Genomic DNA, 25,334 nt, shown 5'->3' with positions numbered 1-25,334 from the left:
CGTTTGCCTGGGACCCTCGGCGGGCGGGCCCTGGGGCGTCTGAGGGTCGGTGCCTGGGCCGGCGGATCGCGGCAGATCCGCCCCTGGCTTTCGGCAGCCGGCGACAGGAAAGCACAACCCTGTACCTTCCGATTGCGGGAGCCCGTTACTCTTTCATTGGCCCGGGGATGTCAAATCGCCAAAATCGCATACCGCATTGTGCGCTGTCGGGCGCGTAGGCACAACCTGCGGCCTCCGTAAACGCCCCGCATGGCGCGCCTCCGCCGCAGCAACCGGCGCCGTATCGGTTGAACCCCGCCGCGCCGGGCGGTATCGCGAAGCGGTGCAATCTCCGGAGGTCCCCATGACCCGCCCCCCCTTCGTGATCTCGATCCAGAGCCAGGTGGTCTTCGGCCATGTCGGGAATTCCGCCGGCCTGTTCCCGATGCAGGCGGCGGGGCTGGAAGTGGCCGCGATCCCGACGGTGGTCTTCTCGAACACGCCCGACTACCCGACGCTGCGCGGCCAGGCCCTGCCCGGGCCGTTCTTCGCCGACCTGCTGCGCGGCGCGCGGGAACGTGATCTGCCGGCGCGGGCGGATTTCCTGCTGACCGGCTACATCGGTTCGCTCGAGGTGGCGCGGCAGGTGGCCGATTTCGTTGCCGAGGCGAAGGCCGCCAACCCGCACCTGACCTATATCTGCGATCCGGTCATGGGCGATGCCGGGCCCGGCCTCTACGTGCCGGAAACCATCGCCGACGTGATGCGCGACCAACTGCTGCCGCTGGCCGACATCGCCACCCCCAACCCGTTCGAGCTGGGCTGGCTGACCGGTCGGCAGATCACCTCTCTGGAAGACCTGCCGGCGGCCCGTGCGCTGCTGAACCTGCATCCCGATGCCCGGCTGATCGCCACCGGCTGCGCCCTGGCCGACACCGCCCCGGGTCATATCGAAAGCGTGATCCTCGGGCCCGAGGGGACATCCCGCCACCCGACGCCGCACCTGCCCATCGCGCTCCCGGGGACCGGGGACCTGTTCGCCGGGCTGATCGTCGCCGGAATCGGGCGCGGACTGGCGCTGCCGCAGGCGGTGGAAACCGCGCAGGTGCTCGTCTCGCGCGCGCTGCAGCACGCCCGGGCGCTTGGCGCCGGGGAAGTGGTTCTGAGCGAGCCGGGCTTCCGCCAGGCGCTGCTGACCCTGGGACAGCCCCTCTGAGCCCCGCCCCTGCCCACGCCTGACGGCGCCGCCGCAAGCGCTCCGAAATAAAAACGTTCCGTTTGGGCGGGCGCCGGTCTGAAAATGTCAGATCGGCGGCAAACCCGTGCGCCCGGCGCACGAATATATTGCGTACGGCTCCGTTTATTGCACTGCAGGGCCGAGTGACACTGGCGACAACCGAACCTGAACATCGGATGCCGCTCTTGCCCATCAGCTCGACACATTGGGGAACCTTCGAGGCCACCGCCCGCAGCGACGGCGGCCTCGACATCACCCCCTTCGCCCGGGATGCCGCCCCCTCGGAGCTGCTGGACGGGCTGTCGCAGTACCGCACCCATGCCGCCCGCATCCTGCGGCCCGCCGTGCGCAAGGGCTGGCTGGAGGGGCGCGCCGGGATCCCCGCACCGGGACGCGGCGCCGACCCCTTCGTGGAGGTCGACTGGGACACCGCGCTGGACCTCGTGGCCCGAGAGCTGGAGCGCGTCCGTCGCACCCGGGGCAACGACCACATCTTCGCGGGCTCCTACGGCTGGTCCAGCGCCGGGCGCTTCCATCATGCCAAGACCCAGCTGAAGCGCTTCATCAACGCCATCGGCGGCGGGGTCGAGCAGCGCAACAACTACAGCTTCGGCGCCGGAATGGTGTTGCTGCCCCATGTCCTGGGCAGCAACGAGATGCTTTACGGCCCGGTGACCGGCTGGGATGCGATCCTGGAGGGGTGCGATCTGTTCGTCAGCTTCGGCGGCCTGCCCTCGCGCAATGGCCAGATCGAAAGCGGCGGCGTCGGCAGTCACGTGCAGGGCGGCTACCGCAAGGCCTTCGTGGCGCGCGGCGGGCGGATCGTGAACATCTCTCCGCTGGGATCGGACGTGGATGACACCCGCTCGGAATGGCTGGCGGTGCGCCCCGGTACCGACACCGCGCTGATGCTGGCGCTCTGCCACACCTTGCTGAGCGAGGATCTGGCCGATCACGCCTTCCTCGCGCGCTGCACCACCGGCGCGGAGGTTTTCCTAGACTACCTGCGGCAGGGCAATGGCGGTGGTCCCTTCGATGCCGACTGGGCCGCGCGGATCTGCGACCTGCCCGCAGGGACGATCCGCGCGCTTGCCCGCCGCATGGCCGCCAGCCGCTGCTTCATCAACCTCAACTGGTCGCTGCAACGGGCCGAGTTCGGCGAACAATGCTTCTGGGCGGGGATCGCACTGGCGGCGCTGCTGGGCCAGATCGGCCTGCGCGGGCGCGGCCTGGGCTTCGGCTTCGGGTCCATGGCGGGATCGGGCAACCCGGTGGCGCGGCTCTCCAGCCCCGCGATGCCGGTGCTCGACAACCCGCTGAACCGCTACATTCCGGTGGCCCGCGTCACCGACTACCTGCTGGGCGAGGTGACGGACATGGCCTACGATGGCCAGCGCCTGACCCTGCCCGCACCGACGCTGGTCTACTGGGCGGGCGGCAACCCGTTCCACCACCACCAGGATATCAACCGCCTGCTGGAGGGCTGGGCGCGCCCCGAGACGATCATCGTGCACGACCATGTCTGGACCGCGACCGCGCGCCATGCCGACATCGTGCTGCCCGCCACCATGGGGGTGGAGCGCGACGATATCGCCACCTCTTCAAACGACCGCTACGTGATCGCCATGCGCAAGGTGGCCGAGCCGCCGGGCCAGGCCCGCGACGATTACGCGATCTTCGCCGATCTGGCCGCGCGCCTGGGCGTCGCCGAGACCTATACCGAGGGCCGCGATGCCGCAGCCTGGATCGCGCATCTCTACGATGAGACCCGCACCAAGGCCGCCCGGCGCGGTGTCGAAATGCCCGATTTCGCCGCCTGGCGGGACAAGGGCTTTTTCGAAAAGCCGCTTTCGGCCACGCCCTTCACCTCGTTCGAGGCGTTCCGCGCCGATCCCGAGGGCGCCCCCCTCGCCACCCCCTCGGGCCGGATCGAGCTTTATTCGCAGGCCATTGCCGATTTCGGCTATCCCGACTGCCCCGGCCACCCCAGCTGGCTGCCCCCGCGCGAAGGCCTGACCGCGCCGCGCGCCCGCCGCTTCCCGCTGCATCTGCTCAGCACCCAGCCGAAGCACCGGCTGCACGGGCAGCTTGATCCGGTGGGCGGCAGCAAGGCCTCCAAGATCCGCGGACGCGAACCGCTGGTCATGCACCCCGAGGCCGCCGCCGCACGCGGGGTCAAGGCCGGCGACGTGGTGCGGGTCTGGAATGACCGGGGCGCCTGCCTGGCCGGCGTCACGCTGAACGCGGCGATGCGCGCGGATGTGGTGCAGATGGCCACCGGCGCCTGGTACGACCCGCTGCTGCCCGGCCAGCCCGGATGCCTCGACCTGCATGGCAATCCCAATGTCCTGACCCATGACCGCCCGACCTCGGCCCTGTCCCAGGGGCCGGCCGCCCAGAGCTGCCTGGTCGAGGTCGAGCCCTGGCGTTCCCAGGTGCCCCCGATCCGTGTCCACGACGCCCCGGCCTTCGCCGTGGGCCGGGTGAAGACCAAGCCCCCCGCAGAGACCCGCGCCAAGCGGGCCGCATCCCCAGATCCAACAGGAGACCAACCATGACGCTGACCCGCCGACAGATGCTGCTGTCCTCGCTTTCCACCGTGGCGCTGGCCACCCTTGCCGGGCGCCCCGCCTGGGCCACGATCGACCCCGTCGGCCACGAGGGCGGCACGCTGACCTTCGTGATCTCGCCCAGCCCGCAGATCCTGACCTCGGCGATGACCACCGCCGGTGCCGAACAGGTCGTCTCGGCCAAGATCTCGGACAGCCTGTTCACTTACGATTTCGACATGAACATCCAGCCCCAGCTGGCGACCTCCTATGATGTCAGCGAAGACGGCAAGACGGTCACCTTCCACCTGCGGCAGGGCGTGAAATGGCATGACGGCACGCCCTTCACCTCCAGGGACGTGGCCTATACCTGCATGAAGGTCTGGAAGGTGCTGCACGGTCGCGGCCGGACGATCTTCAAGGACGTGACCGAGGTCCAGACGCCCGACGATCACACCGCGGTCTTCGTGATGACGGCGCCCTCTCCGGGGATGCTGAAATCGCTGGCCGCCCAGCAGACCCAGCTGCTGCCCGCGCACCTCTACGAGGGCACGGATCCGATGACCAACCCCTACAACCTCAAGCCCGTCGGCACCGGCCCGTTCAAGTTCGTCTCCTTCGTGTCGGGCGACAACCTGGTGCTGGAGAAGAACGAGGATTACTGGGATGCCGGCAAGCCGCATCTCGACAAGCTGGTGTTCCGCTTCGTCTCGGATCCCGCGACCGTCACCGCCGGGCTGGAATCGGGCGAATTCGACCTGGTGAACCAGTCTCTGCTGCCCAAGCCCGACCTGCCGCGCCTCGAAGCCAGCGGCAAGTTCGACATCACCACCAAGGGCTACGAGTTCCAGAACGAGATGCAGATGATCGAGTTCAACCTCGATGATCCGGTCATGTCGAACCCCAAGGTGCGCGAGGCCCTGGCCTATGCCATCGACAAGCAGTGGCTCGTGGACAACGTGTTCTTCGGCTACGGCAAGGTCGCCAACACGCCGCTGCACTACCAGCTGACCCAGCTTTACGACGAAACGGACGTGCCGCGCTACGACTACGATCCGATGAAGGCGGTCAAGCTGCTGGAAGAGGCCGGCTACAAGCGCGGCACGCTTGAGCTGACGGTGGATCCCCTGCCCTACGGCGAATACCAGAACATGACCGCCAACTACCTGCGCGAGGCCTTCCGCGGCATCGGCGTCAAGCTGACCGTGCGCAACGAGGACTTCGCCGGCTTCGTCAAGCGCGTCTACACCGACCGCGACTTCCAGTTCACGGTGAACCTGCTGACGGGTGGTTCGGATCCGACCATCGGAACCCACCGCACCTACTGGTCGAAAAGCTTTGCCAAGGGCGTCGGCTTCTCCAACGGCTCCCATTACGACAGCCCCGAGATGGACAAGATCCTCGAGGCCGCCTCGGCCGAGATGGACGAGGAAAAGCGCATCGGCCTCTATCACGCGTTCCAGAAGCTCGCGATGACCGACCTGCCGGTGCTGCCGCTGGTCGCGGTGGAAAGCGTGACTGTCGCCAACAAGCGCGTCCACAATCACACGATCAATGCCCACGGCACCTATGCGGACTTCGCCGAAGTCTGGGTCGATCCCAAAGCCTGATCGTCTTCCCGCCTCCCGCGCGTCGATGCACGCGGGGGGCGCCTGCATTTCAACGCGCAACGAAAGGCTCTGCCGATGGGACATTACCTTCGCAACCGGCTGCTTCAGGCCGTCGTGGTGATCCTGATCATCATCGTGGGCAACTTCATCCTGCTGAATGCCGTGCCGGGCGATCTGGTGGACGTGCTGGCCGGGCGCGGCGGCGACATGGATGCCGATCTGATGGCCTCTCTGCGTGCGCGCTTCGGGCTGGATGACCCGCTGCCGATCCGCCTGCTCGACTATATCCGCAACGTGCTGACCGGGAACCTGGGCTACAGCTGGCCGCATTCCCAGCCGGTGCTGGACGTGGTGCTGCAACGCCTGCCGGCAACCACGCTGCTGGTCATCCTCTCGGTGATCACCTCGGTCTTCATCGGCACGCTGACCGGCGTCTTCGCCGCCCGCAAGGCGCACAAGTTGACCGACGTGATCCTGTCGATGGTGGTGCTGGTGTGCTACGCCACGCCGATCTTCCTGACCGCGCTGGCACTGATGCTGATCTTCTCGGTGCAGCTGGGCTGGTTCCCGCTTTCGGGTCTGACCACCGCCGGCGCCGAAGAGGGGATCCTGGCCACCGCCGCCGACATGGGCCGCCACCTGGTGCTGCCGGTCGTCTCGCTCTCGCTCTTCTACGTGGCGATCTACGCCCGGCTGTCGCGGGCCTCGATGCTGCAGGTGCTGACCCAGGACTACGTGCGCACCGCCCGCGCCAAGGGCGTGTCCGAACGCGGCGTGATCCTGGGCCATGCGCTGCGCAACGCGCTGCTGCCGGTGATCACCATGGCCGGCCTCCAGATCACCGAGCTGTTCGGCGGCGCCGTCCTGACCGAGACGATCTTCGGCCTGCCCGGGGTCGGACGCCTGGCCTATGACGCCGTCTTCGCCCGCAATTTCCCGCTCCTGCTGGGGATCCTGATCGTCTGCTCGTTCATCATCGTCATCGTGAACCTGCTGGTGGACCTTCTCTACATGAAACTCGATCCGCGCGTGGAGCTGACGAAATGACCGCCATGGACACCACTCCCGACACCACCGCCGCCAAGGCCCGCCCCGCACGACCGCCCCGCTTCCAGATGCTGCGCCGCACCCTGGGCACCCCCAAGGGCATCGCCGGGCTGGCCCTGCTGGGCATCGTCGTCGCCATGGCGGCGCTGGCACCGATCCTGTTCCCGATGGGTCCCTGGGCCATGGTCGGGCGGCCCTACACCTGGCCCGGCGACGGCCCGGCGCTGCTGGGCACCGACGTGCTGGGCCGCGACATGACCGCCGCGATGTTCTGGGGCGCGCAGATCTCGCTCCTTGTCGGGCTGGTCTCGGCCTCGGTCTCGCTGGTGATCGGCATCGCGGTGGGCGCCTGCGCGGGCTATTTCGGCGGGCGCACCGATGCGGTGCTGATGCGCTTCACCGACGCGGTGCAGACCGTGCCCTCGTTCCTCTTCACCATCGTCATCGTCGCCGTCGCCTCGCCGACGATCCATTCCATCGTGCTGGCGATCTCTCTGGTCAGCTGGCCCGCCGTGGCCCGCCTGATGCGCGCCGAGGTCCTGAGCGTGAAGAAGCGCGAATTCGTCCAGTCCTGCCGGATCATCGGCATGACCGACCTGCGCATCATCACCACCCAGGTGATCCCCAATGCGCTGTCGCCGGTGATCGTCATCGCATCGGTGCTGGTCGCCACCGCCATCATCACCGAAGCCGGCCTGGCCTTCCTGGGCCTGGGCGATCCCAACGTCATGAGCTGGGGCACGATGATCAACCTCGGGCGCCCGGCGATCCGTACCGCCTGGTACATCGCCCTGATCCCCGGCGGCTTCGTGATCCTCACCGTTCTTGCCCTCAACCTCCTGGGAGATGCGATCAATGACGCTTTCAACCCCCATCTGCGCAAGCGCTGATCCCGTGAGCCATCCCGCCCCCATCCTCACCGTCTCGGACCTGCGGATCGAGACCACCGGCCCGCAGCCCGCAGCCCTTCTGGAAAGCGTCAGCTTCGACATCCGCCCCGGAGAGACCCTGGCGCTGGTGGGTGAATCCGGCGCCGGCAAGTCGCTCTCGGCGCTGGCGATCCTGGGGCTGCTGCCGCCGGATGCGATGCGCGTCGCCGCCGGGCAGATCCATCTGGGCCGCACCGATCTGGCGACGCTCTCGGCCCGGCAGATGCGGGCGGTGCGCGGCGGCAGGGTCGCGATGATCTTCCAGGATCCGCTGGGCTGCCTGAACCCGGTGCTGACCGTGGGCCGGCAGATCACCGAGGCGCTGCGCCTGCATAAGGGCCTGCGCGGCGCCGCCGCCCGGGCCCGCGCGGTCGAACTGCTGGAGCTGGTGCGCATCCCCGAGCCCCGCAAGCGGCTGGACGAATATCCCCACCGCCTTTCGGGGGGGATGCGCCAGCGGGTGATGATCGCCATCGCCCTGGCCGGGGAGCCCGAGCTGCTGCTGGCGGACGAACCCACGACCGCGCTCGACGTGACGATCTCGACCCAGATCATCACCCTGCTGCGCCAGCTTCAGGCAGACATCGGCCTGTCGATCCTGATGATCACCCATGACCTGCCCGCAGTGCGCATGATCGCCGACCGGGTGGCGGTGATGTATTCCGGTCGCATCGTCGAGACCGGCATTGCCGACGCCGTCTTCGCCGCGCCCCGGCATCCCTATACCCAAGGCCTGCTTTCGGCGCGTCCCCGCGGCGCCATCGCCGCAGGTGCCGCCCCCCTGACCGAGATCCCGGGCGCCGTGCCCCAGCCCAACGAACGCCCGAGCGGGTGCACCTTCCGGCCCCGCTGCCCGCGCGCCAGCGCGCTCTGCGCGCAGGAACGGCCCGCGATGCCTCCCGCCACCTCGGGCAGCAAGGCCGCCTGCCACCATGCCGGCACATCCACCGACCACGCGAGGGCCTTCTGATGCAGTCTTTCGAAATCAATGACCTGGGCCTTGTCTACCCGACCCGGGGCGGCGCCGTGCACGCGGTGGATGGCGTCAGCCTGAAGATCCCGGCAGGCCGCACCCTGGGGCTGGTGGGGGAATCCGGCTGTGGCAAGTCCAGCCTGGCGCGCGCCCTGACCGGACTTGAGATGCCCACCAGCGGCACCCTGCGGATGGATGGCAACGCGCTGATGACACGCGGGCAGGCGGCGCGGCTGGCCCGCGCCCGCCGCATCCAGATGGTCTTTCAGGATCCCATGGGATCGCTGAACCCACGCTCCACGATCCGCCAGCTGGTCGAAGAGCCGCTGCATGTGCATCGCCTGGGCAGCCGGACGGAACGCGCCGCCAAGGCGCGGGCGCTGCTGGATCGCGTCGGCCTGCCTCAGGCTTTCCTTGACCGGCTGCCGCACCAGCTGTCGGGCGGCCAGCGCCAGCGCGTCGGCATCGCCCGCGCCCTGATCCTCGACCCCGAGTTGCTGATCTGCGACGAGCCGGTCTCGGCCCTCGATGTCTCGGTGCAGGCGCAGGTGCTGAACCTGCTGGTAGAGCTTCAGGCCGAGCGCGGCCTGTCGATGCTGTTTGTCAGCCATGACCTCGACGTGATCCGCTATGTCAGCCACGAGGTCGCGGTGATGTACCTTGGCCGCATCGTCGAGGCAGGCCCGGTAGAGGCGATCTGGCACGCGCCGCGCCACCCCTACACCCGGGCGCTGATCTCGACCACGCTGTCGGGGCGGGAGGCGGGGCTGACACCGCTGATGCTGGAGGGCGAACTGCCCAGCCCGATGGCGCCGCCCTCGGGGTGCCGGTTCCGCACCCGCTGCCCCTTCGCGACGGACCATTGCGCGCTGGAAATGCCCGAGGACCACTATGCCGACGGGCGCCGCGCCGCCTGCCACCGAGACGGCACCTGGCAGGCCGAGATGACCGCGCGGGAGGCCCTTCATGCCTGAGACGCCCCCCGTCCCGCACCGCAGCCACCTTGCCGGGGCCGAGCGCGCCCTGCCCTCCGCCATGTGGCACGCCACCGCAGGCGCACCGGTGACCGCGCCGCCGCTTGACGCACCCGCAGAGGCCGATGTCGCGGTGATCGGCGGCGGCTTCAACGGGCTGACGGCGGCGCTGCGGCTGGCGCAGGCCGGCGTCTCGGTGATCCTGCTGGAGGCCGGCGAGATAGGCGAGGGCGCAACGGGGCGCAATGCCGGCATGGTCAATCCGGGCCAGTTCCTTGGCCCCGAGCAGATCCGCGCCGCCCTGGGCCCTGCCCAGGCCGAGGTCTTCCTGAACGATCTGGGCGATGCCCCGGCGCTGGTGCGCGACCTGATCGACACGCTGGGGATCGACTGCCACGCCGATTTCCGCCCGGTGATCCGTGCCGCCCATGACCGGGCCTCGGCCCGGATGCTGGAGGCGCAGACCGCCGAATGGCAGGCCCTGGACCAGCCGGTCGAGATGATCCGGGGCGCCGATCTGGAGGCGCTGACCGGCAGCCGCCGCTGGCAGGCCGCCATGCTGGACCGGCGCGGCTTCACGATCCAGCCGCTGGCCTTCGCGCGCGGTCTGGCCCGCGCGGCCCAGGCCGCCGGCGCCCGGCTACACCAGGAAACCCGGGTGCTGGGACTGCGCCGCAGCGATCAGGGCTGGGAACTGCGCACCGCCCCCGGCCACGCGGTGCGCGCCGACAAGGTGATCCTGGCGACCAATGCCTATACCGGATCGCTGCATCCGGCCTTTTCCGATCCGCTGGTGACCTGCGGCGCCTTCGGGGTGGCCACCCGGCCGCTGTCAGCCGCCGCGCAGGCGCGGATCCTGCCGCAGGGCCATTCGCTTTACGACACCCACCGGATCCCGCTGTTCTTCCGCTTCGATCCCGGCGGGCGGCTGATGATCGGATCGCTCGGCTTTCTGCCCGATGGCACGCGCGGGCCGCAGGCCTGGGCGCAGCGGGCGCTGAACCGGCTATGGCCGGGCCTGCCGAAACAGGACTTCAGCCATGTCTGGCAGGGCACGCTGGGGCTGACCGCGCATCACATGCCCCGGCTCATGTCCCCCGAAGAGGGGCTGATCGGCACCGTCGGCTGCAACGGGCGCGGCATCGCACCGAACTGCTACTTCGGCCGGATGCTGGCCGATATCGTGCTGGGCCGGGCCGGGCCCCTGCCCCTGCCAGTGGAAACCGCCGCACCGCAGGGCCGCCGCGCCCTGCGCCGCGACGCCATGGATGCCGCCATGCGGCTGTATCGCAACACGCTTCTCCTCAGGTGAAAGGACACCCTATGGACTTCTCTCTTACCGGCAAGGTCGCCGTCGTCACCGGCGCGGGCAAGGGTCTGGGCCGCGCCATCGCGCTGGCCTATGCCGAACAGGGCGCCAGCGTCGTCGTCGCCGCGCGCGGCAAGGCCGACCTTGATACCCTCGTGGCCGAGATCGAAGCGAAGGGCGGCAAGGCCCTGGCCGTGCCGACCGACGTCACCTCGCAACAGGCCGTGGACGCCCTGGCCGATGCCGCGCTTTCGACCTTCGGCAAGGTCGACACCTGGGTCAACAATGCCGGCGGCTTCATCGACGGCGCCATGAAGGACTGGACCGAGGTCGACGCGGCCTCGCTCGACGCGATGTGGAAGCTGAACGTCTCGTCCTATGTCTACGGCGCCCAGGCGGCGGCGCGGGCCATGAAGCAGGGCGGCACCGGCGGCAGCCTGATCTTCATGTCCTCGCTCGACGCGCTGAATGCCTGCCCCGGCGGCGAGGGCTGCTACGGCGCCGCCAAGATGGCGATCACCCATATCGCCCGCACCCTCGCGGTCGAGCTGGGCCGCTTCGGCATCCGCGTGAACTCGATCGCGCCGGGCATCGTGCAGACCCCGCTGCTGGAGCATGTGCTGACCTCGGACGAAGCCATCGCCGACAAGGCCAAGTTCTACCCGCTGGGCCGCATCGGCCAGCCCGACGACGTGGCCGGCGCCGCCGTCTACCTGGCCTCGGATGTGGCCTCCTATGTCTCGGGGGCAACGCTGCTGGTCTCGGGCGGGGCGATCTTCAACTCCGACCCGTTCCGCTACCTTTCCGCCCTGGCCGAGGAGGCCTGACCTGCATGGCGATCTACCACGCCCGCCGCGGCGCCCAGAGCTATGGCCACGACATCGGCATCCTGCTGATGGAATGCTGGAACCCCTTCCCGCCCGGCGATGTCGGCAATGCCGCGACCTACGGCTACCCGGTGCTCTACGAGACCGTGGCGGGCGTAACCATCGAGGCGCTGGTCGAGCGCGGCGAGGCCTCTGCCGTCGATGCGATGGTCGAGGCCGCAAGGAAGCTGGAGACCGAGGGCTGCAAGGCCATCACCTCGGATTGCGGCTACATGCTGATGTACCAGGATGTCGTCGCCGCCGCCGTGAAGGTGCCGGTGATGATGTCGAGCCTGCTGCAGCTGCGCTTCATCGCCAGCCTGCTGCCCCCCGGGGGCGAGATCGGCGTGGTCTGTGCCCACAAGGCCCGCCTTGAAGCCGGGCTGCTGGACATGGCCTGGCCCGAGCGCAACCGCACCGTCCATGTCGCGGGGATGGAAGACCAGCCGGCCTTCCGCCGCGCGATCCTGGACGAGGAAGGCGTGCTTGATACCGATCTGGTGGAGGCCGAGACCGTCGCCGTGACCCGCGCCATGGTCGAGGCCAACCCCGATATCCGTGCGATCCTGATCGAATGTTCGAACCTGCCGCCCTATTCCGCCGCCGTGCAGGCCGCGACAGGGCTGCCGGTCTTCGACTTCATCACCATGATCGACATGGTGCGCGCCTCGACCGCGCGGCCGCGCTTCAGCGGGGGGTACTAGGCCATGCGTGCCGGGTCAGCCGATGTCGTCCCAGGGGGTCTGCTGCAGCTTCGCATGCAGGAAGTCGATCAGGTGTCGCACCTTGGGCATCAGCATCCGGTTGCCCGGCCAGCAGGCGTAGATGCCACTTTCCGGCAGCACGTTCCACTCCGGCAGCAGGCGCACCAGATCGCCGCGCCGCAGCGCATCGTGGCAGATGTAATCCGCCACGATGCCGATCCCCAGCCCCTGCAACGCAAAGGTCTGCACGCTTTCGGAATTGTCGCAGCGGAAGGAGCCCTCGACATTGACGGTTTCCTCGCGCCGGCTGCCGTCGCCGCGCCCGAAGCGCCAGATGTTCCCCGACGACCGGTAGAGCAGGTAGCGGATGCATTCGTGATGCGCGAGGTCCGAGGGCACCACCGGGGCGCCGTACTGCGCCACATAGGCAGGCGAGGCGACCAGCAGCCGGCGGTTCGAGGCCAGCTTCTTGGCCACCAGCGAACTGTCCGGCAGCTTGCCGATGCGGATCGAGAGGTCGTAGTTCTCGGCGATCATGTCGACGAAACGGTCATTGAAAGAGGCCTCGATCTCGATCCGGGGATAGATCTGGAGGAATTCCGACAGCATCCCCGCGAGGGTGCGCTGCCCGAAGGCCACCGGCATGGTGATCCGTACCAGCCCGTGCGGGAAGACGGAAAGCGAGGAGACCTCAGCCTCAGCGGTCATCAGCAGCTCGGTCACCTGCCGGCAGGACCGCAGGTAGATCACACCGGCCTCGGTCAGGGCGACGCGGCGGGTGGTGCGGTTGAACAGCCGCGTCCCCAGCCGCTCTTCCAGGCGCATCACCTTGCGGCTGACGGTCGAGGGGGTCAGCCGCAGCGCCTCTGCGGCGGCGGCAAAGCTGCCGTTGTCGCAGACCGCCATGAAGGCGGTGATCAGGCCCAGCTTTTCTTCATCAAGATCGGCATAGGGCAGCATCGGCGTGGAGGCGGTGGCGGGCATGGCGTGGGGATCCGTTGGGTCATCGGCCCGGTGCGGGGCCGGACCTCATCAGCAGGGGAGCCGCGGCGCGCGACCAAAGCTGTATCATATAGCAGGAAGGATACCATTCCAAATGAATGATCTGTCCACAGAGGCCGATGTCATCATCCTGGGCTCGGGCGTGGCGGGGATGACCTGTGCGCTGGCAGCGGCAAAGGACGGGCTGCGCGTCATCGTGCTGGAGAAAAGCAGACTGATCGGCGGCACCAGCGCCATGTCGGGCGCGGGCGTCTGGGTGCCGGCCAACCATGTGGCCGCGCGCGAGGGGATCACCGACGCCCCCGAAACAGCGATGACCTATTTCCGCAATGCCCTGGGCCCCGACAGCGCCAACCGCTTCACCGCCCACTGGCAGGCGATGTGCGACCACGGCGGCGCCATGCTGAAGATGGTCGAGGACGAGACCGCGCTGACCTTCGCCTGCACGCCCGAACCCGATCCCGTCGACGTGCCGGGCGCGCTTCCGCGCGGGCGCATGGTTTCGCCGCTGGCGCTGGCACGGCACCATGCCGGGCCCTTCGCGAAAAAGATGCGCCGCTCGACCCTGCCGCATCTTTTCACCTACCACGACATGTTCAGCCCGAACCCCTGGGGCCGGCCCTTCCACACGCTGCGCAAGATGGGCTTCACCCTACTGAAACGCTGGGCCACCAACACCGGCGGCCAGGGCAGCGCGCTGATGGCCGGGATCATCGGCGGCGCATTGAAGCACGGGGCCGAGATCCGGCTGGACACCCGGGTTGCCGCGCTGGACATCGACGCGGGCCGGGTGTGCGGCGTGCAGTTGTCGGACGGCAGCCGCATCCGCGCCCGCCGCGGCGTCGTGCTGGCCACCGGCGGCTTCGAATGGAACCGCGCGCTTTACGCCCAGCACTTTCCCGGCAAGACCGACTGGCTGTGCACGCCCGACACCAATTCGGGCGATGCGGTGTCGCTGGCGCTTTCGGCCGGCGCCGCCCTTGACCAGATGGGCGAGGCGAACGTCCACCCGGCCCTGCCCACCCGCTACGAGGGGCGCGCCCATGGCATGCCGGTGGCCTGGCATGTCGGGCCGCATGGCATCATCGTCAACGCGCAGGCGAAGCGCTTTGTCAGTGAATACGATTACAACCTGGGCGAGGCGCTGAATGCGAAGGGGCCGGATGGCCAGCCGCTGAACCTGCCCGCCTGGCTGATCTGCGACCGCCGCTTCCTGTTCCGCTCTCTGCCATTCAGCTGGTACGCGCTGAGGGCGCGCAACTGGATCCGCCGCGCCCCCACGATCGAGGCGCTGGCGCAAAAGATCGGCCTCGACCCGCAGGCGCTGGCCGCACAGGTCGCCACCTACAACGGCTATTGCGCGCAGAACCACGATCCCGAGTTCCAGCGCGGCGAACCGATGTGGGAACGCTTCCGCTCGGGCAACTGGGCGCCGGGCAGCCGCAACGCCGCCCTTGGCCGGATCGAGGCCGGCCCCTTCCTGGCAATGCCGGTGAACCGCTCGATCCTGGGCACGAAGGGCGGGCCGCGCACCGATGAACATGGCCGCGTCCTCGATCCCGCCGACCGGGCGATCCCCGGTCTTTATGCGGCGGGCAATGCCATGGCGAACCCGATCGGCACCCGCTCCGTCGGGGCCGGAACCACCGTCGGCCCGCACATGATCATGGGCTACCTCTGCGCCCGCGATCTGCTGGCCGGTGGTGCCCCCTCTACACAGACCCTTGGAAAGGCAGCTTCCCGATGAAGGACCAGACGACCAAAGAACAGCAGGACCGCGTCCTGCTGGCGCAACTTCCCACCCCGCTGGAGCGCCTCGGGCGCCTTTCTGAGGTACTGGGCGCCGAGATCTGGATGAAGCGGGACGACCTGACGGGCTTTGCCGCCGGGGGCAACAAGGTGCGCAAGCTGGAATACCTGATGCACGCGGCCCTTGCGGCGGGGGCCGACACGGTACTGACCTCGGGGGCGCTGCAATCGAACCATGCACGCCAGACCGCCGCCGCCGCCGCGCGGCTGGGGCTGAAATCAGTGCTGGTGCTGGCTGAGGCCGTGCCCAACCGCTCGGCCGCCTACGGGCGGGGCGGCAACCTGGTGCTGGACCGGCTGGTCGGCGCCGACATCCGCCGCGTCCCCGCCGGCCAGGACGCCGCACCGGTCATCACGCGCACCATCGCCGCGCTGGAGGCCGAGGGGCGCAAGGTCTTCGTGATCCCGGTGGGCGGCTCCAACGTGACCGGTGCGCTTGGCTATGCCCGCGCCGCGCAGGAGCTGGAAGGCCAGGCCAGCGCCCTGGGCCTGCGCCCCGACCGCATCATCACCGCCTCGGGATCGGCCGGGACCCAGGCCGGGCTGGTGCTGGGCACGGCGATCCCGGTGCTTGGCATCTCGGTCTCTTCCAGCGCCGGAGAGCTCTCGGCCAAGGTCGCCGGCCTTATCGCCGAGGCGGTCCAGAGCCATGGCTTCGGCGATGCCTCGGGGCGCGCGGTGCAGGTCGACGACAGCCAGGTCGGGCCCGGCTACGGCCAGCCCACCGCCGAGATGATCGAGGCCGTGACCCTGCTGGCGCAGCTCGAGGGGATCTTCCTCGACCCGGTCTACAGCGGCAAGGCCATGGCCGGGCTGATCGCCATGGCCCGCGCGGGCCAGCTGCCCGGAACGACCGTGTTCCTGCACACCGGCGGTTCCCCCGCGCTCTTCGCCTACGACGAGATCTTCTGAGATCGCCCCCGGACGCGCGCTTGCCGCAGGGGCGCGTCCGGGGCAAGCTTCGGGTCACGCCGCAAGGAGGACGGGACCCTGAGCCAGATCACCACCGGCGGCTGCCTCTGCGGCGCCGTGCGCTTTCGCATCGCGGGCGCTTTCGAACATTTCTTCCTCTGCCATTGCAGCCGGTGCCGCAGGGACACCGGCTCTGCCTTTGCCGCCAACCTGTTCTCCTGCGTCGCGACGATCACCTGGGAGGGCGATCCGGCCTGCCGGCGGCTGTTCCAGCTGCCCGGCACCCGCCATGCCCGGGGCTTCTGCGCCCGTTGCGGCGCCGCCCTGCCCAGCGAACAGATGGACGGCGCCCTGCTGGTTGTGCCGGCCGGATGCCTCGACACCGCGCCCGACATCGCCCCCGAGGCGCATCTGTGCCATGCCAGCCGCGCCGACTGGGACCACGACCTTGAGACACTGCCGAAGCGGGACGGGCTGAGCGGATGAGTGTCCGGGACAAAACACCGCCCGATCCTTCAAGACGGCTCGTCCGCCAGCCCCGAGATTGAGGGGATCGCGCGGCCCGGCGGCCTGGGCCGCGCGAGGCCAACGACCCAGCCCAGAAAGGCAGATCATGAGCGATGACGATATCCGGATAGACTTCGAGGAGACCGAGACCAGGGGCCGCTACAGCGCAAGGGTCGACGGCATCGCCGAAGCCGGAGAGCTGACAATTTCCAAGGTGACCCCCAGCCTGGTGATCGCCGATCACACGATGGTCCCCGACAGCCTGCGCGGGCGCGGCGTTGCCGCCGCCCTGGCCGAACGCCTGATCGCGGATGCCCGTGCCCGGGGACAGCGGGTGGTGCCGCTGTGCCCCTTCGTGCGATCCCAGGCGCTGCGTCACCCGGAGTGGTCCGATGTCATCCAGAACTGAGGCGCCCCGCAGCGGCGCGGCGCTGAGCGCCCCTTCGGTCCCGACGCTCCTGAGCCTGAATGCGGGCTATGTCGATACCGCCGGGTTCCTGATGCTTCAGGGGCTGTTCACCGCCCATGTCACCGGCAACTTCGTCACCATCGGCAGCGTCATCGCCAACGGCAGCAGCGGGCTGGTGGCCAAGCTGCTGGCGCTGCCGGTCTTCTGCGTGACCATCCTTGCGGTGCAGGCGCTGGCGCTGCGCCTGGGCGGAGCCGCGCCGCGCCACCTGCGCAGGCTTCTGCTGGCCGAAACCGTGCTGCTGATCCTCGGCGGTGCCGCCGCGATAGGCTTCGGCAGCGATCACGGCGCCGACAGCGCACCGATGATCCTGGCCGGGATGCTGCTGGTCACCGGCATGGCGATCCAGAACGCCACCCAGAAGCTGCACCTCTCTTCGGCGCCCCCCACCACGATGATGACCGGCACGACGACCCAGCTGATGCTGGACCTCGGCAGCCTGATGTCGGGGCGCGGCGAAGCGCCCGAGGTGGTGAAACCCCGGCTTTTGCGGATGCTGACGGCGGTGGTGGTCTTTGCCATCGGCTGCGCGGCAGCCGCCCTGGCGGTCACGAGCCTTGGCTTCTGGGCCTTCGCCCTGCCGCCGCTGGTGACGCTTCGCGCGCTCTGGGTGCAGGTCAGATCCTGACACCCGGACGGCCTGTTCTGGGGCGACCTGCTGCGGTCGCCGGGTCCGGCCCCGGGGGCCGGGCCCTCAGCCGTTCAGGGCGGCGATTTCGTGCGGCAGCAGGAAGAAGCTGAACCGGCGGCGCTTGGCCAGCGCCCGGGTGGCGCGGCGATCAGAGTAGAGAGCAAAGAAACCCAGCATGAAGGGGACTCCTGTTGATGGTTGCCCCCTTCATATCGTTAGCGCAAACATCTGCGCAATATCCGGTATTTGAACCCTGCCCTGCGTTCAGCGCATGGCATCGGCCCGGGCATGGGCGCGCCGACCGGCCCGAAGGTCGAACAGCCCGTAGAGCGTGACCACGCCAAAGCACAGACCCGGCACGACATAGGCCACTGCCGGACCGTAGGCATCCAGCACCGCACCGTGGATCATCGGCATGACCGCGCCCCCGGCAATCGCCATGACAAGGCCCGCCGCGCCGAACTTGGTATCCTCGCCCAGCCCTTCCAGCGCGATGCCGTAGATGGTGGGGAACATCAGCGACAGGCAGGCCGAGAGCGCCACGACCGCCCAGATCCCCGCCATGCCGGGATTGCCGGCGGCGAAGAAGCACAGCGCCACGCCCAGCCCCGCCATCAGCGTCAGCAGGCCCGAGGGGCGGATGAAAGCCATCGCCCCCACCATGACGAAGCGCGCGACAAGGAAGACCATCAGGCTGGCCTGAAGATACCAGCCCGCCTGCGCCTCGGTGCCGCCGATGGCGCCGATGACGTACTGGATGGTGAAGGTCCAGGTGCAGGTCTGCGCGGCAACGTTGAAGAACTGCGCCAGCACGCCGAAGGCATAGTGGCGGTTCTTCAGCAGCCGTTTCAGGGTGGCGGCGAAATGCACCTCGGCGGCGTCATGGGCGACGGCCTCGTCGCGGGCGGGCATCTTCTTGAAGGCGATCAGCACCCAGATCACCAGCAGCACCACGGCAAAGCCCACATAGGGGCCCATCACCGCCGAAAGCTCCGAATGGCGGATCTTGTCGAGCGCCTCGGGCGCCATGGCGGCGCGCTCGGCATCGGTGGCGGGGTTCAGGTGCGGCAGGATCAGCGTCGCCGACAGCAGCACGCCGATATTGGTGCCCACCGGGTTGAAGGCCTGCGCCAGGTTCAGCCGCCGGGTGGCGTTGGCCTCGGGGCCCATGGAGATCACGAAGGGATTGGCCGAGGTTTCCAGGATCGAGAGCCCGCCGGCCAGGCAGAACAGCGCCACCAGGAAGAAACCGTAGGTCATGGCGATTGAGGCCGGGTAGAACAGGAAGGCCCCCAGCGTCGCCATGCCCAGCCCCGTCAGCAGGCCGGTCTTGTAGGTGAAGCGGCGGTTGATGAAGGCTGCCGGCAGCGCCAGCAGGAAATAGGCGCCGTAATAGGCGAACTGCACCAGCGAAGCCTGGAGGGTGCTCATCGAGAAAATGCGCGAGAACACCTGCACCAGCGGATCGGTCATGTTGGCAGCCACGCCCCAGGCGGCGAAACAGGTCACCAGCAGGACAAAGGGCAGCCACATGCCGCGTTCGACGAACGGCGTCTTTCCGGTCATTGGAAAACCTCTTGAGGATGAAATCAATCTGTCGGGAGCACGGGCGGGCGGCGCAGCGACACGGCTGCCCCCGGACCGGCAGGCTTCGGGACCTGTCCCGAAGACGGGCCACGGCAAGAGCGCACAAGGCCCCTTCTGGCCCCGCGGTCCTGCCTCTGGCGGTTCTGTCGATCCATGACGTGCTCTCCTTCCCGGGGCACACCTTACAGATGACATTTAATAAATCAAATCGAATTACTTATGAAAGACAGGTAAACGCAGCGTCCCGCCGCCCCGAAATGACGGGACCGCCCGGCGCCTTTGGCGCGGACGGTCCCGGTACAATCGGCCAAGTCCTTCAGGCTGCGGCGTATTCCGGCTCTCCCAGAGTCAGCATCAGCCGGTTGGCCCAGGCAAACATCGCCACCGCATTGGCGATATCCAGGATCTCTTCGCGGCTCATCCCCTCGGCTTCCAGCGCCGCCACATGGGCGGGACCGGCCACCGGGGGAGTCGCGGCAAGGGCGGTGGCGAATTCGGCAATGGCGCGCAGACGGGGGCTGAGGTCGGCGCCAAGCCCGTCCTTCATGAAGGCCTCCATGGTGGGCCGGTCCTTGCCGAAGGTCGCATAAAGCCGCGAATGCACCGAGGCGCAGAAGACGCAGCCGTTCAGCAGGCTTTCGGCGGTGGCGGCGAATTCCTTGTCGGCGCGCCGCGCCCCTTCGCGGGTGTACATGATGGCGTTGAACAGTTGCGAACGCGCCAGCAGCGCCGCCGGATCGCGCACCAGCGTCAGATAGTATTCATGGGTCTTGGCGACGGGATCGGATTTCTCCAGCACGTCGATCTGTTCGGCGGTGCACTCTTCCAGCACCATCGGATTGCTCCAGGAGCGCCAGACGAGGTTCTCCATCGTGAAGGGGATCTTCTCGGCCATGGCTCAGGCTCCGAGCAGGCGCAGCGTGAAGGCGGCGCGCAGTTGGTGGGACAGGAAGGCGGTCAGCTGCGACAGCGCGATCAGCCCGTCTTCGGAAACCCCGGCGGCGCGCAGCGTGGCAAGCTTTTCCGGGCTGCCCTCGATGGGCGCGAAGGTCAGCATATGGGCGTGCGCCAGCAGGGCCTGAAGGCGGGGATCTTCGGCGCGGCCTTCCCTGGCGGCGCTGATCTCCTCGATGCCCGCCCCGGCGGCCTCGGCCTCGGCGGTGTAGAAGGCGGCGGCAAGGGGTTCCGCGTGCCAGTGGGCGACGGCGGTGGCGACCAGGCGTTTCTCCTTCGCGCTCAGATGCGGCGAGGAGGCAGGGCCCAGAAGCGCCTCGTAAGAGGCGGCAAGGGCCTCGAAGGCGGCGGGACGGCTGGCGGCAAGCGTCAGGCCCGCGCCGCCCGTCAGTTCGGGCAGAAGATCGGCGGTCTTGTCCAGCATGGCCGGACTCCTTTCGTGGCAATGTCAGGAGAGAGAGGGGGAATGCAGGCCGCCACCGGAGGCGGCCCGCAGGGCCTGCGCGATCAGGCGGCGATATCCTCGCCCAGATAGGCGGAGCGAATGCGCGGATCGGCCAGCAGGTCCGACGCCGGGCCCTCCAGCATGATCCGCCCGGTCTGAAGCACATAGCCGTAATCGGCGATGGACAGCGCGATGGAGGCGTTCTGTTCCACCATGAAGACCGACACGCCGGTGGAACGCACGGTGGCGATCAGCTCAAGCACGCGGTCCACGAACAGCGGCGAGAGGCCCATGGTGGGTTCGTCCATGCAGATCAGCTTGGGCCGCGCCATCAGGGCACGGGCCATGGCCACCATCTGCTGCTCGCCCCCCGACATGGTGCCCGCCTTCTGCGAGACGCGCTCCTTCAGGCGCGGGAACAGCTCCAGCATACGTTCGAAATCCTCGGCGATGGCGGGCTTGTCGGTGCGGGTATAGGCGCCCATCATCAGGTTCTCGCGCACGGTCATGTCGCCGAAGAGACGCCGCGCCTCGGGCACGGTGGCGATTCCGGAACGCACGATCTCGGGCGTGGGCAGGCCGGTGATGTCGCGCCCCTCCATGCTGACGGTGCCCGATTTCGGCACCTGAAGCCCGAGGATCGTCTTCATCGTCGTCGACTTGCCCGAGGCATTGCCCCCCAGCAGGCAGACGATCGAATTCTCCGGCACCGTCATCGAGAGGTCGAAATGCACCTGCACCGGTCCGTAGAAGGAGTTGATGTTCTTCATCTCCAGAAGCGGCTTGTTCATTGCGAACCTCCTGCAAGGGTGAACTGACCGGCGACCGGGGCATCGCAACGCGTGCGCGCGACGCCCACCGCAGAGCCTTCGTCGGGATCGCCCGAGGCCGGGCGCCCGCCGCCGATGGTGGAATGCCCAAGGTAGGCCTCGATCACCTTGGGGTCGTTGCGCACCTCGTAGGGCTTGCCTTCCGAGATGACGCGGCCGTTGTCCATCGCCATCACCCGGTCCGACAGCTGCATGACCATGTTCAGCTTGTGCTCGATCAGCAGGATGGTGCGCCCTTCGGCCTTCAGACCGGCGATGATCTCCTGCATCTCGGCGGTCTCGCTTTCGTTCATGCCGGCGGTGGGCTCATCCAGGATCAGGATGCGCGGATGCAGGGCCAGGGCGCGGGCGATCTCGACCCGGCGGCGGTTGGCGTAGGAGAGCGAGTAGGTCGGATTGTCGATCCGGGGTGTCAGGCGCTCGCCGAAGGTGGCGATGATCTCGCGCGCCTCGGCGCGCATCGCCTCTTCCTCGGCCCGCACGGACGCGGGCCGGATCAGCGCCTTCAGGATCTCCAGCACCGGCGCCACCACCGGCACGGAGGAGCGCGCGGCCTTCATCCGGGTGTGGCAGCCCACCAGAACGTTGTCCATCACGGTCAGGTTGCCGAAGACCCGGCCATGCTGGAAGGTGCGCGCCACGCCGATCTCGGCCATCTTGTGGGGCCGCATGTTGGTGATGTCGCGCCCGTCCAGGGTGACGGTGCCACCGTTCATGCGGTCCTGCCCGGAGATCAGGTTGAACAGCGTCGTCTTGCCGGCGCCATTGGGCCCGATGACCGAGAGGAACTCGCCCTCATGGACATGCAGGTTCACCTGGTCGACGGCGGTGATGCCTCCGAAGCGGCGGGTGATGCCGGTGGCGGTCAGGATAGGTTGGTCGGACATGGTTCAGCCACTCCCCAGAAGGCCCTGAGGCCGGAAACGGATAAGGATGATCAGTGCGGCGCCGTAGAACAGCATCCGGTACTCGGCGACGGCGCGGAAGAATTCCGGCAGCGCCGCGATGACGATGGCCCCCAGCACCGCGCCGGACACGTTGCCCATGCCGCCCAGCAGCACCATGGTCAGGATCAGAACCGAGAATTGCAGGTTGAAGCTGTCGTAGTTGATGAAGGACCACTGATGCGCGGTGACGGCCCCCGCGATCCCGGCGGTGAAGCCCGCAAAGCCGAAGGCCAGACCCTTGTAGTAGTTGGAGGAAATCCCGTAGGTCTCGGCCGCGACGGTATCTTCGCGGATGGCGCGCCAGGTCCGGCCCAGGTGGGAGTTGAGCAGCCTGACCTGCAGGCCGCAGAACACCAGCAGCAGCCCCAGCACGAACCAGTAGCTCTGGTTGGTGCCGTAAAGCGGCACGCCGAACAGCTCCAGCGGGGGGATCGCGAAGACGCCGAGCGCGCCATTGGTGACCGGGGTCCAGTTGAGGATGACCAGGGCCACGATCTCGCCCAGAGCGAGGGTGCCGATGGCCACGTAATGACCGCGCAGACGGAAGGCCGGATAGGCAAGCACGGTGCCGACGATGCCCGCGAACAGCCCGCCGAAGATCAGACCCAGCCCCACCGGCAGCCCCTTGGTGGTCGCCAGCGCCGAGGCATAGGCGCCAAGCGCCAGCAGCGCCGCATGGCCGATCGAGACCAGACCCACAGTGCCCGACACCAGCGTCAGCGCCAGCGCGGCCAGCCCGTAAAGATAGGCATTGGTCATGATCTGGGTGATGTAGGGCTGGTTCGCCATCGGCAGCAGCAGCGCCACCACCACCAGCGCCAGGATCAGCTGTTTCGGGATGCGCACGGGCTTGGACTGGCTGACGAAGGTGCCGGTCATCGGCTCGGCATGGCGTTCGCCCTTGCGGGCGAACAGGCCGTTGGGGCGGAACAGCAGCATGATCAGCAGCACCGCGAAGGCGAACAGATTGCGGTAGCTGGCGCCGAACAGCCCGATGCCGTAGCTTTCGATCAGGCCAAGGATCAGCCCGCCGCCGATGGCACCCGGCACGTTGGCCATGCCGCCGATGACGATGGCGACCATCCCCTTCAGCATCATCTGGAACGAGGCATTCGGATCGATGGAGTTGAAATAGAGCCCCACCAGCAGCCCGGCGATGCCGCCAAGCGCCCCGGCGATGCCGAAGACGGTCATGTTCACCCGGTTGATGTTCACGCCCATCTGCTTGGCCGCGTCATCGTCCTGGGCGGTGGCCCGCACCGCCATGCCCAGCTTGGTCTTGTAGAGGAACAGGTACAGCAGCCCCGCCGACAGGATCGCGGTCAGCGCGATGGTGATGTCGATGGGACCGATGGTGCCGTTGCCGACCTGGATGCGCCAGTTCGGGATATTGGCGCTAAGGGCGCGCGGCGTCGGCGAAAAGACGATGTGGATCACCTGGTCCAGGATCAGCCCGACGCCGATGGTCGACAGCAGCGGCGCGATGCGCGATTGCCGGTTCAGCGGCCGGATCGCCAGCCATTCGATCAGCGCCCCCACGATGCCGGTGCCCAGGGCCACCAGCACGATCGACACGCCCAGCGGCAGATGCAGCGCCACAAGGCAGGTCCAGCCGATGTAGGAGCCCACCGTGAACACCGCCCCATGGGCAAAGTTGATCAGGTTCGCGACCCCGAAGATCAGCGCCAGGCCAATCGCCATCAGCGCGTAGATGGAGCCGATCACCAGCCCCGAGATCGAGTAGTCCAGCCAGGGCATGGACACGAGATTTGATATGAATTCCATGTCTTAGGTCTCCAATCCGGTCATCTGCGGCCCCACGGGCCGCAGGCAACGCGGGCCTGTCACGGGATGGCCGCTCACTGGCTGGCCGGCTGGTAGACGGTGTAGCCGCCGTCCTGCACCACGAGCTCGGTCACCGAAGGATCCGAGATGCGGCGGGTTTCGGGATCGAAGCTGACTTTCGGGAAGATCACGCTCTTGGCGTCGGTGATCTTGCCCAGCCCCTCCTTCACATCCTCGCGCGAAGTGCCGTATTCGCGCATCACCGCCGCCAGCAGGTTGAACGTGTCATAGGCCATGGCCGCGAAATGCGACGGGCCCTGACCATAGGTTTCCTTGAAGGCCGCCACGAAATGCTCGACCTCGGGACGGGTCGAGGTTTCGGCGAAGTTGATCGCGGTGTGCACACCGTTGCCGGCGGGCCCGGCCAGCTTGATGAACTCGGGCGAATTGGCGCCGGCGGCGAAGATCGGCAGCTCGATCCCCATCTCGCGCGCCTGGCGCACGATCAGCGCCGCATCGGCATAGTAGCTGACCAGCATCAGGCCGTCGGGATGGGTGTCGCGTACCCGCACCAGAGTGGCGCGGAAATCCTTCTCGTCGCCCAGATAGCCCTCTTCGGTGGTGATCTCGGCGCCCAGATCCCTGGCGGCCTTGGCGAAGATATCCTTGGAGGTCTTGCCCCAGTCGGTGTTGAGGTACATCACCCCGATCTTCTTCATCCCCATGTCCTCGACCACGTGGCGGGCGACAAGAGGCTGTTCCTGGCTTTGGGGAACCGAGTTCGACCACATGTAATCGCCGGTCTTGGTGAAATCGGGGTGGGAGTTGGTGAAGCCGAACTGCACCAGCTTGCCCCGCTGATACAGCGGCGAGGCCGCCATCGAGGAGGTGGAGGAAAAATCGCCCACCTCGACCGAGATCTTCGGATCGGCGATGAACTTCTGCGCCACGGCGATGGTCTGGCGGGGATCGTTCTGGGTGTCCTCGAAGATGTAGTCCAGCGGGCGACCGTTGATGCCGCCGTCGGCGTTGATCTCTTTCAGGGCCAGGTCGAAACCCTGTTTCCACATGGCGCCGTACTGGGCCTGCGGCCCTGTCAGCGGCCCCGAAACGCCGATGTAGACGGGATCGCCCGAGGTGGCGGCCAGTGCCGGGCCGGCCAGGGTCGAAACCAGCGCGAGCTGGCAGAAAAGACGACGGCTCAGCGCCGGGAGGAGGCGATGCTCGGTCATGGGAATGTCCTTGTGTTCGGAGAGAGCGGGAGCGCGCGCCCTGCCCG

The 25,334-nt window shown here is 68.0% G+C and carries 23 protein-coding genes; 15 read left to right on the top strand and 8 right to left on the bottom strand.

Annotated elements, in window-relative coordinates; translation table 11 throughout:
- Positions 1-343: 343 nt before the first annotated feature.
- The 10 genes from pdxY (at position 344) to KM176_RS16255 (ending at position 12,177) form a co-directional block, all read left to right on the top strand.
- A complete protein-coding gene (pdxY, locus tag KM176_RS16300; RefSeq protein ID WP_160894837.1) occupies positions 344-1,195 on the top strand; it encodes a pyridoxal kinase in 852 nt (283 codons plus the stop codon).
- Positions 1,196-1,401: 206 nt separating this feature from the next.
- Positions 1,402-3,774: a molybdopterin-dependent oxidoreductase gene (locus tag KM176_RS16295; RefSeq protein WP_202397838.1), complete on the top strand. Its 2,373-nt coding sequence runs from the start codon at positions 1,402-1,404 to the stop codon at positions 3,772-3,774.
- Complete coding sequence (locus KM176_RS16290; protein WP_160894839.1) at positions 3,771-5,375, top strand: ABC transporter substrate-binding protein; 1,605 nt, start codon at positions 3,771-3,773, stop codon at positions 5,373-5,375. Before KM176_RS16295 ends, KM176_RS16290 begins: the two co-directional genes overlap by 4 nt.
- A 75-nt stretch (positions 5,376-5,450) precedes the next feature.
- Positions 5,451-6,422: an ABC transporter permease gene (locus tag KM176_RS16285; protein WP_160894840.1), complete on the top strand. Its 972-nt coding sequence runs from the start codon at positions 5,451-5,453 to the stop codon at positions 6,420-6,422.
- Complete coding sequence (locus KM176_RS16280) at positions 6,419-7,312, top strand: ABC transporter permease (protein WP_236045340.1); 894 nt, start codon at positions 6,419-6,421, stop codon at positions 7,310-7,312. The genes KM176_RS16285 and KM176_RS16280 overlap by 4 nt, the downstream gene beginning before the upstream one ends.
- A gap of 4 nt (positions 7,313-7,316) precedes the next feature.
- Positions 7,317-8,321 (top strand): ABC transporter ATP-binding protein, encoded by a 1,005-nt coding sequence (locus KM176_RS16275; RefSeq protein WP_202397839.1) that lies wholly within the window; start codon positions 7,317-7,319, stop codon positions 8,319-8,321.
- Entirely contained in the window at positions 8,321-9,298 is a 978-nt protein-coding gene (locus KM176_RS16270) for an ABC transporter ATP-binding protein (protein WP_202397840.1), read from the top strand. Before KM176_RS16275 ends, KM176_RS16270 begins: the two co-directional genes overlap by 1 nt.
- Complete coding sequence (locus KM176_RS16265) at positions 9,291-10,610, top strand: NAD(P)/FAD-dependent oxidoreductase (protein ID WP_160894842.1); 1,320 nt, start codon at positions 9,291-9,293, stop codon at positions 10,608-10,610. Before KM176_RS16270 ends, KM176_RS16265 begins: the two co-directional genes overlap by 8 nt.
- A gap of 11 nt (positions 10,611-10,621) precedes the next feature.
- Complete coding sequence (locus KM176_RS16260; RefSeq protein WP_160894843.1) at positions 10,622-11,434, top strand: SDR family NAD(P)-dependent oxidoreductase; 813 nt, start codon at positions 10,622-10,624, stop codon at positions 11,432-11,434.
- 5 nt (positions 11,435-11,439) lie between these two features.
- Positions 11,440-12,177: an aspartate/glutamate racemase family protein gene (locus KM176_RS16255; RefSeq protein WP_160894844.1), complete on the top strand. Its 738-nt coding sequence runs from the start codon at positions 11,440-11,442 to the stop codon at positions 12,175-12,177.
- Between the two features lie 15 nt (positions 12,178-12,192).
- Here KM176_RS16255 and KM176_RS16250 read toward each other — a convergent pair whose 3' ends face one another.
- Entirely contained in the window at positions 12,193-13,161 is a 969-nt protein-coding gene (locus KM176_RS16250) for a LysR family transcriptional regulator (protein WP_160894845.1), read from the bottom strand.
- 112 nt (positions 13,162-13,273) lie between these two features.
- Here KM176_RS16250 and KM176_RS16245 point away from each other — a divergent pair, with 112 nt between their 5' ends.
- The 5 genes from KM176_RS16245 (at position 13,274) to KM176_RS16225 (ending at position 17,504) form a co-directional block, all read left to right on the top strand.
- Positions 13,274-14,926, top strand: coding sequence for an FAD-dependent oxidoreductase (locus KM176_RS16245; protein WP_160894846.1), 1,653 nt, complete (start codon positions 13,274-13,276; stop codon positions 14,924-14,926).
- Positions 14,923-15,900, top strand: a complete 978-nt coding sequence (locus tag KM176_RS16240) for a D-cysteine desulfhydrase family protein (protein ID WP_160894847.1) — start codon at positions 14,923-14,925, stop codon at positions 15,898-15,900. Before KM176_RS16245 ends, KM176_RS16240 begins: the two co-directional genes overlap by 4 nt.
- Positions 15,901-15,978: 78 nt before the next feature.
- Positions 15,979-16,386, top strand: a complete 408-nt coding sequence (locus tag KM176_RS16235) for a GFA family protein (protein WP_160895017.1) — start codon at positions 15,979-15,981, stop codon at positions 16,384-16,386.
- Positions 16,387-16,513: 127 nt separating this feature from the next.
- Complete coding sequence (locus tag KM176_RS16230) at positions 16,514-16,816, top strand: GNAT family N-acetyltransferase (RefSeq protein WP_160894848.1); 303 nt, start codon at positions 16,514-16,516, stop codon at positions 16,814-16,816.
- Positions 16,800-17,504, top strand: a complete 705-nt coding sequence (locus KM176_RS16225) for a YoaK family protein (RefSeq protein WP_160894849.1) — start codon at positions 16,800-16,802, stop codon at positions 17,502-17,504. Before KM176_RS16230 ends, KM176_RS16225 begins: the two co-directional genes overlap by 17 nt.
- Before the next feature lie 267 nt (positions 17,505-17,771).
- Here the strand turns inward: KM176_RS16225 and fucP are convergent, their stop codons facing one another.
- The 7 genes from fucP to KM176_RS16190 all read right to left on the bottom strand — a co-directional run bounded on the left by fucP (position 17,772) and on the right by KM176_RS16190 (position 25,287).
- The gene (fucP, locus tag KM176_RS16220; RefSeq protein WP_160894850.1) at positions 17,772-19,073 is read right to left on the bottom strand and encodes an L-fucose:H+ symporter permease; all 1,302 of its coding nucleotides are present in this window, start codon (positions 19,071-19,073) and stop codon (positions 17,772-17,774) included.
- A 337-nt stretch (positions 19,074-19,410) separates the two neighbouring features.
- Positions 19,411-19,989: a peroxidase-related enzyme gene (locus tag KM176_RS16215; protein WP_160894851.1), complete on the bottom strand. Its 579-nt coding sequence runs from the start codon at positions 19,987-19,989 to the stop codon at positions 19,411-19,413.
- Positions 19,990-19,992: 3 nt separating this feature from the next.
- On the bottom strand, positions 19,993-20,472 hold the full coding sequence (locus KM176_RS16210) for a carboxymuconolactone decarboxylase family protein (protein ID WP_160894852.1): 480 nt from the start codon (positions 20,470-20,472) through the stop codon (positions 19,993-19,995).
- An 83-nt stretch (positions 20,473-20,555) separates the two neighbouring features.
- On the bottom strand, positions 20,556-21,284 hold the full coding sequence (locus tag KM176_RS16205; protein ID WP_160894853.1) for an ABC transporter ATP-binding protein: 729 nt from the start codon (positions 21,282-21,284) through the stop codon (positions 20,556-20,558).
- Positions 21,281-22,210, bottom strand: a complete 930-nt coding sequence (locus tag KM176_RS16200; protein ID WP_160894854.1) for an ABC transporter ATP-binding protein — start codon at positions 22,208-22,210, stop codon at positions 21,281-21,283. The genes KM176_RS16205 and KM176_RS16200 overlap by 4 nt, the downstream gene beginning before the upstream one ends.
- Before the next feature lie 3 nt (positions 22,211-22,213).
- Complete coding sequence (locus tag KM176_RS16195; RefSeq protein WP_202397841.1) at positions 22,214-24,055, bottom strand: ABC transporter permease; 1,842 nt, start codon at positions 24,053-24,055, stop codon at positions 22,214-22,216.
- Between the two features lie 74 nt (positions 24,056-24,129).
- Entirely contained in the window at positions 24,130-25,287 is a 1,158-nt protein-coding gene (locus KM176_RS16190) for an ABC transporter substrate-binding protein (protein ID WP_160894855.1), read from the bottom strand.
- Between the last annotated feature and the right edge of the window lie 47 nt (positions 25,288-25,334).

Source organism: Pseudooceanicola endophyticus (assembly GCF_018760365.1).
GTDB lineage: Bacteria > Pseudomonadota > Alphaproteobacteria > Rhodobacterales > Rhodobacteraceae > Pseudooceanicola > Pseudooceanicola endophyticus.
The sequence above is the reverse complement of the archived record's forward strand: the minus strand, read 5'-3'. Positions and strand labels throughout refer to the sequence as shown.

Bases quoted from the DNA above. Each gene is read 5' to 3' on its own strand.
- KM176_RS16215 (WP_160894851.1), bottom strand. From the start codon at position 19,989: ATGGCCGAGAAGATCCCCTTCACGATGGAGAACCTCGTCTGGCGCTCC.
- KM176_RS16210 (WP_160894852.1), bottom strand. From the start codon at position 20,472: ATGCTGGACAAGACCGCCGATCTTCTGCCCGAACTGACGGGCGGCGCG.
- KM176_RS16190 (WP_160894855.1), bottom strand. From the start codon at position 25,287: ATGACCGAGCATCGCCTCCTCCCGGCGCTGAGCCGTCGTCTTTTCTGC.
- KM176_RS16245 (WP_160894846.1), top strand. From the start codon at position 13,274: ATGAATGATCTGTCCACAGAGGCCGATGTCATCATCCTGGGCTCGGGC.
- KM176_RS16270 (WP_202397840.1), top strand. From the start codon at position 8,321: ATGCAGTCTTTCGAAATCAATGACCTGGGCCTTGTCTACCCGACCCGG.
- KM176_RS16200 (WP_160894854.1), bottom strand. From the start codon at position 22,210: ATGTCCGACCAACCTATCCTGACCGCCACCGGCATCACCCGCCGCTTC.
- fucP (WP_160894850.1), bottom strand. From the start codon at position 19,073: ATGACCGGAAAGACGCCGTTCGTCGAACGCGGCATGTGGCTGCCCTTT.
- KM176_RS16250 (WP_160894845.1), bottom strand. From the start codon at position 13,161: ATGCCCGCCACCGCCTCCACGCCGATGCTGCCCTATGCCGATCTTGAT.
- pdxY (WP_160894837.1), top strand. From the start codon at position 344: ATGACCCGCCCCCCCTTCGTGATCTCGATCCAGAGCCAGGTGGTCTTC.
- KM176_RS16195 (WP_202397841.1), bottom strand. From the start codon at position 24,055: ATGGAATTCATATCAAATCTCGTGTCCATGCCCTGGCTGGACTACTCG.
- KM176_RS16230 (WP_160894848.1), top strand. From the start codon at position 16,514: ATGAGCGATGACGATATCCGGATAGACTTCGAGGAGACCGAGACCAGG.
- KM176_RS16255 (WP_160894844.1), top strand. From the start codon at position 11,440: ATGGCGATCTACCACGCCCGCCGCGGCGCCCAGAGCTATGGCCACGAC.
- KM176_RS16240 (WP_160894847.1), top strand. From the start codon at position 14,923: ATGAAGGACCAGACGACCAAAGAACAGCAGGACCGCGTCCTGCTGGCG.
- KM176_RS16290 (WP_160894839.1), top strand. From the start codon at position 3,771: ATGACGCTGACCCGCCGACAGATGCTGCTGTCCTCGCTTTCCACCGTG.
- KM176_RS16280 (WP_236045340.1), top strand. From the start codon at position 6,419: ATGACCGCCATGGACACCACTCCCGACACCACCGCCGCCAAGGCCCGC.
- KM176_RS16225 (WP_160894849.1), top strand. From the start codon at position 16,800: ATGTCATCCAGAACTGAGGCGCCCCGCAGCGGCGCGGCGCTGAGCGCC.
- KM176_RS16265 (WP_160894842.1), top strand. From the start codon at position 9,291: ATGCCTGAGACGCCCCCCGTCCCGCACCGCAGCCACCTTGCCGGGGCC.
- KM176_RS16205 (WP_160894853.1), bottom strand. From the start codon at position 21,284: ATGAACAAGCCGCTTCTGGAGATGAAGAACATCAACTCCTTCTACGGA.
- KM176_RS16285 (WP_160894840.1), top strand. From the start codon at position 5,451: ATGGGACATTACCTTCGCAACCGGCTGCTTCAGGCCGTCGTGGTGATC.
- KM176_RS16260 (WP_160894843.1), top strand. From the start codon at position 10,622: ATGGACTTCTCTCTTACCGGCAAGGTCGCCGTCGTCACCGGCGCGGGC.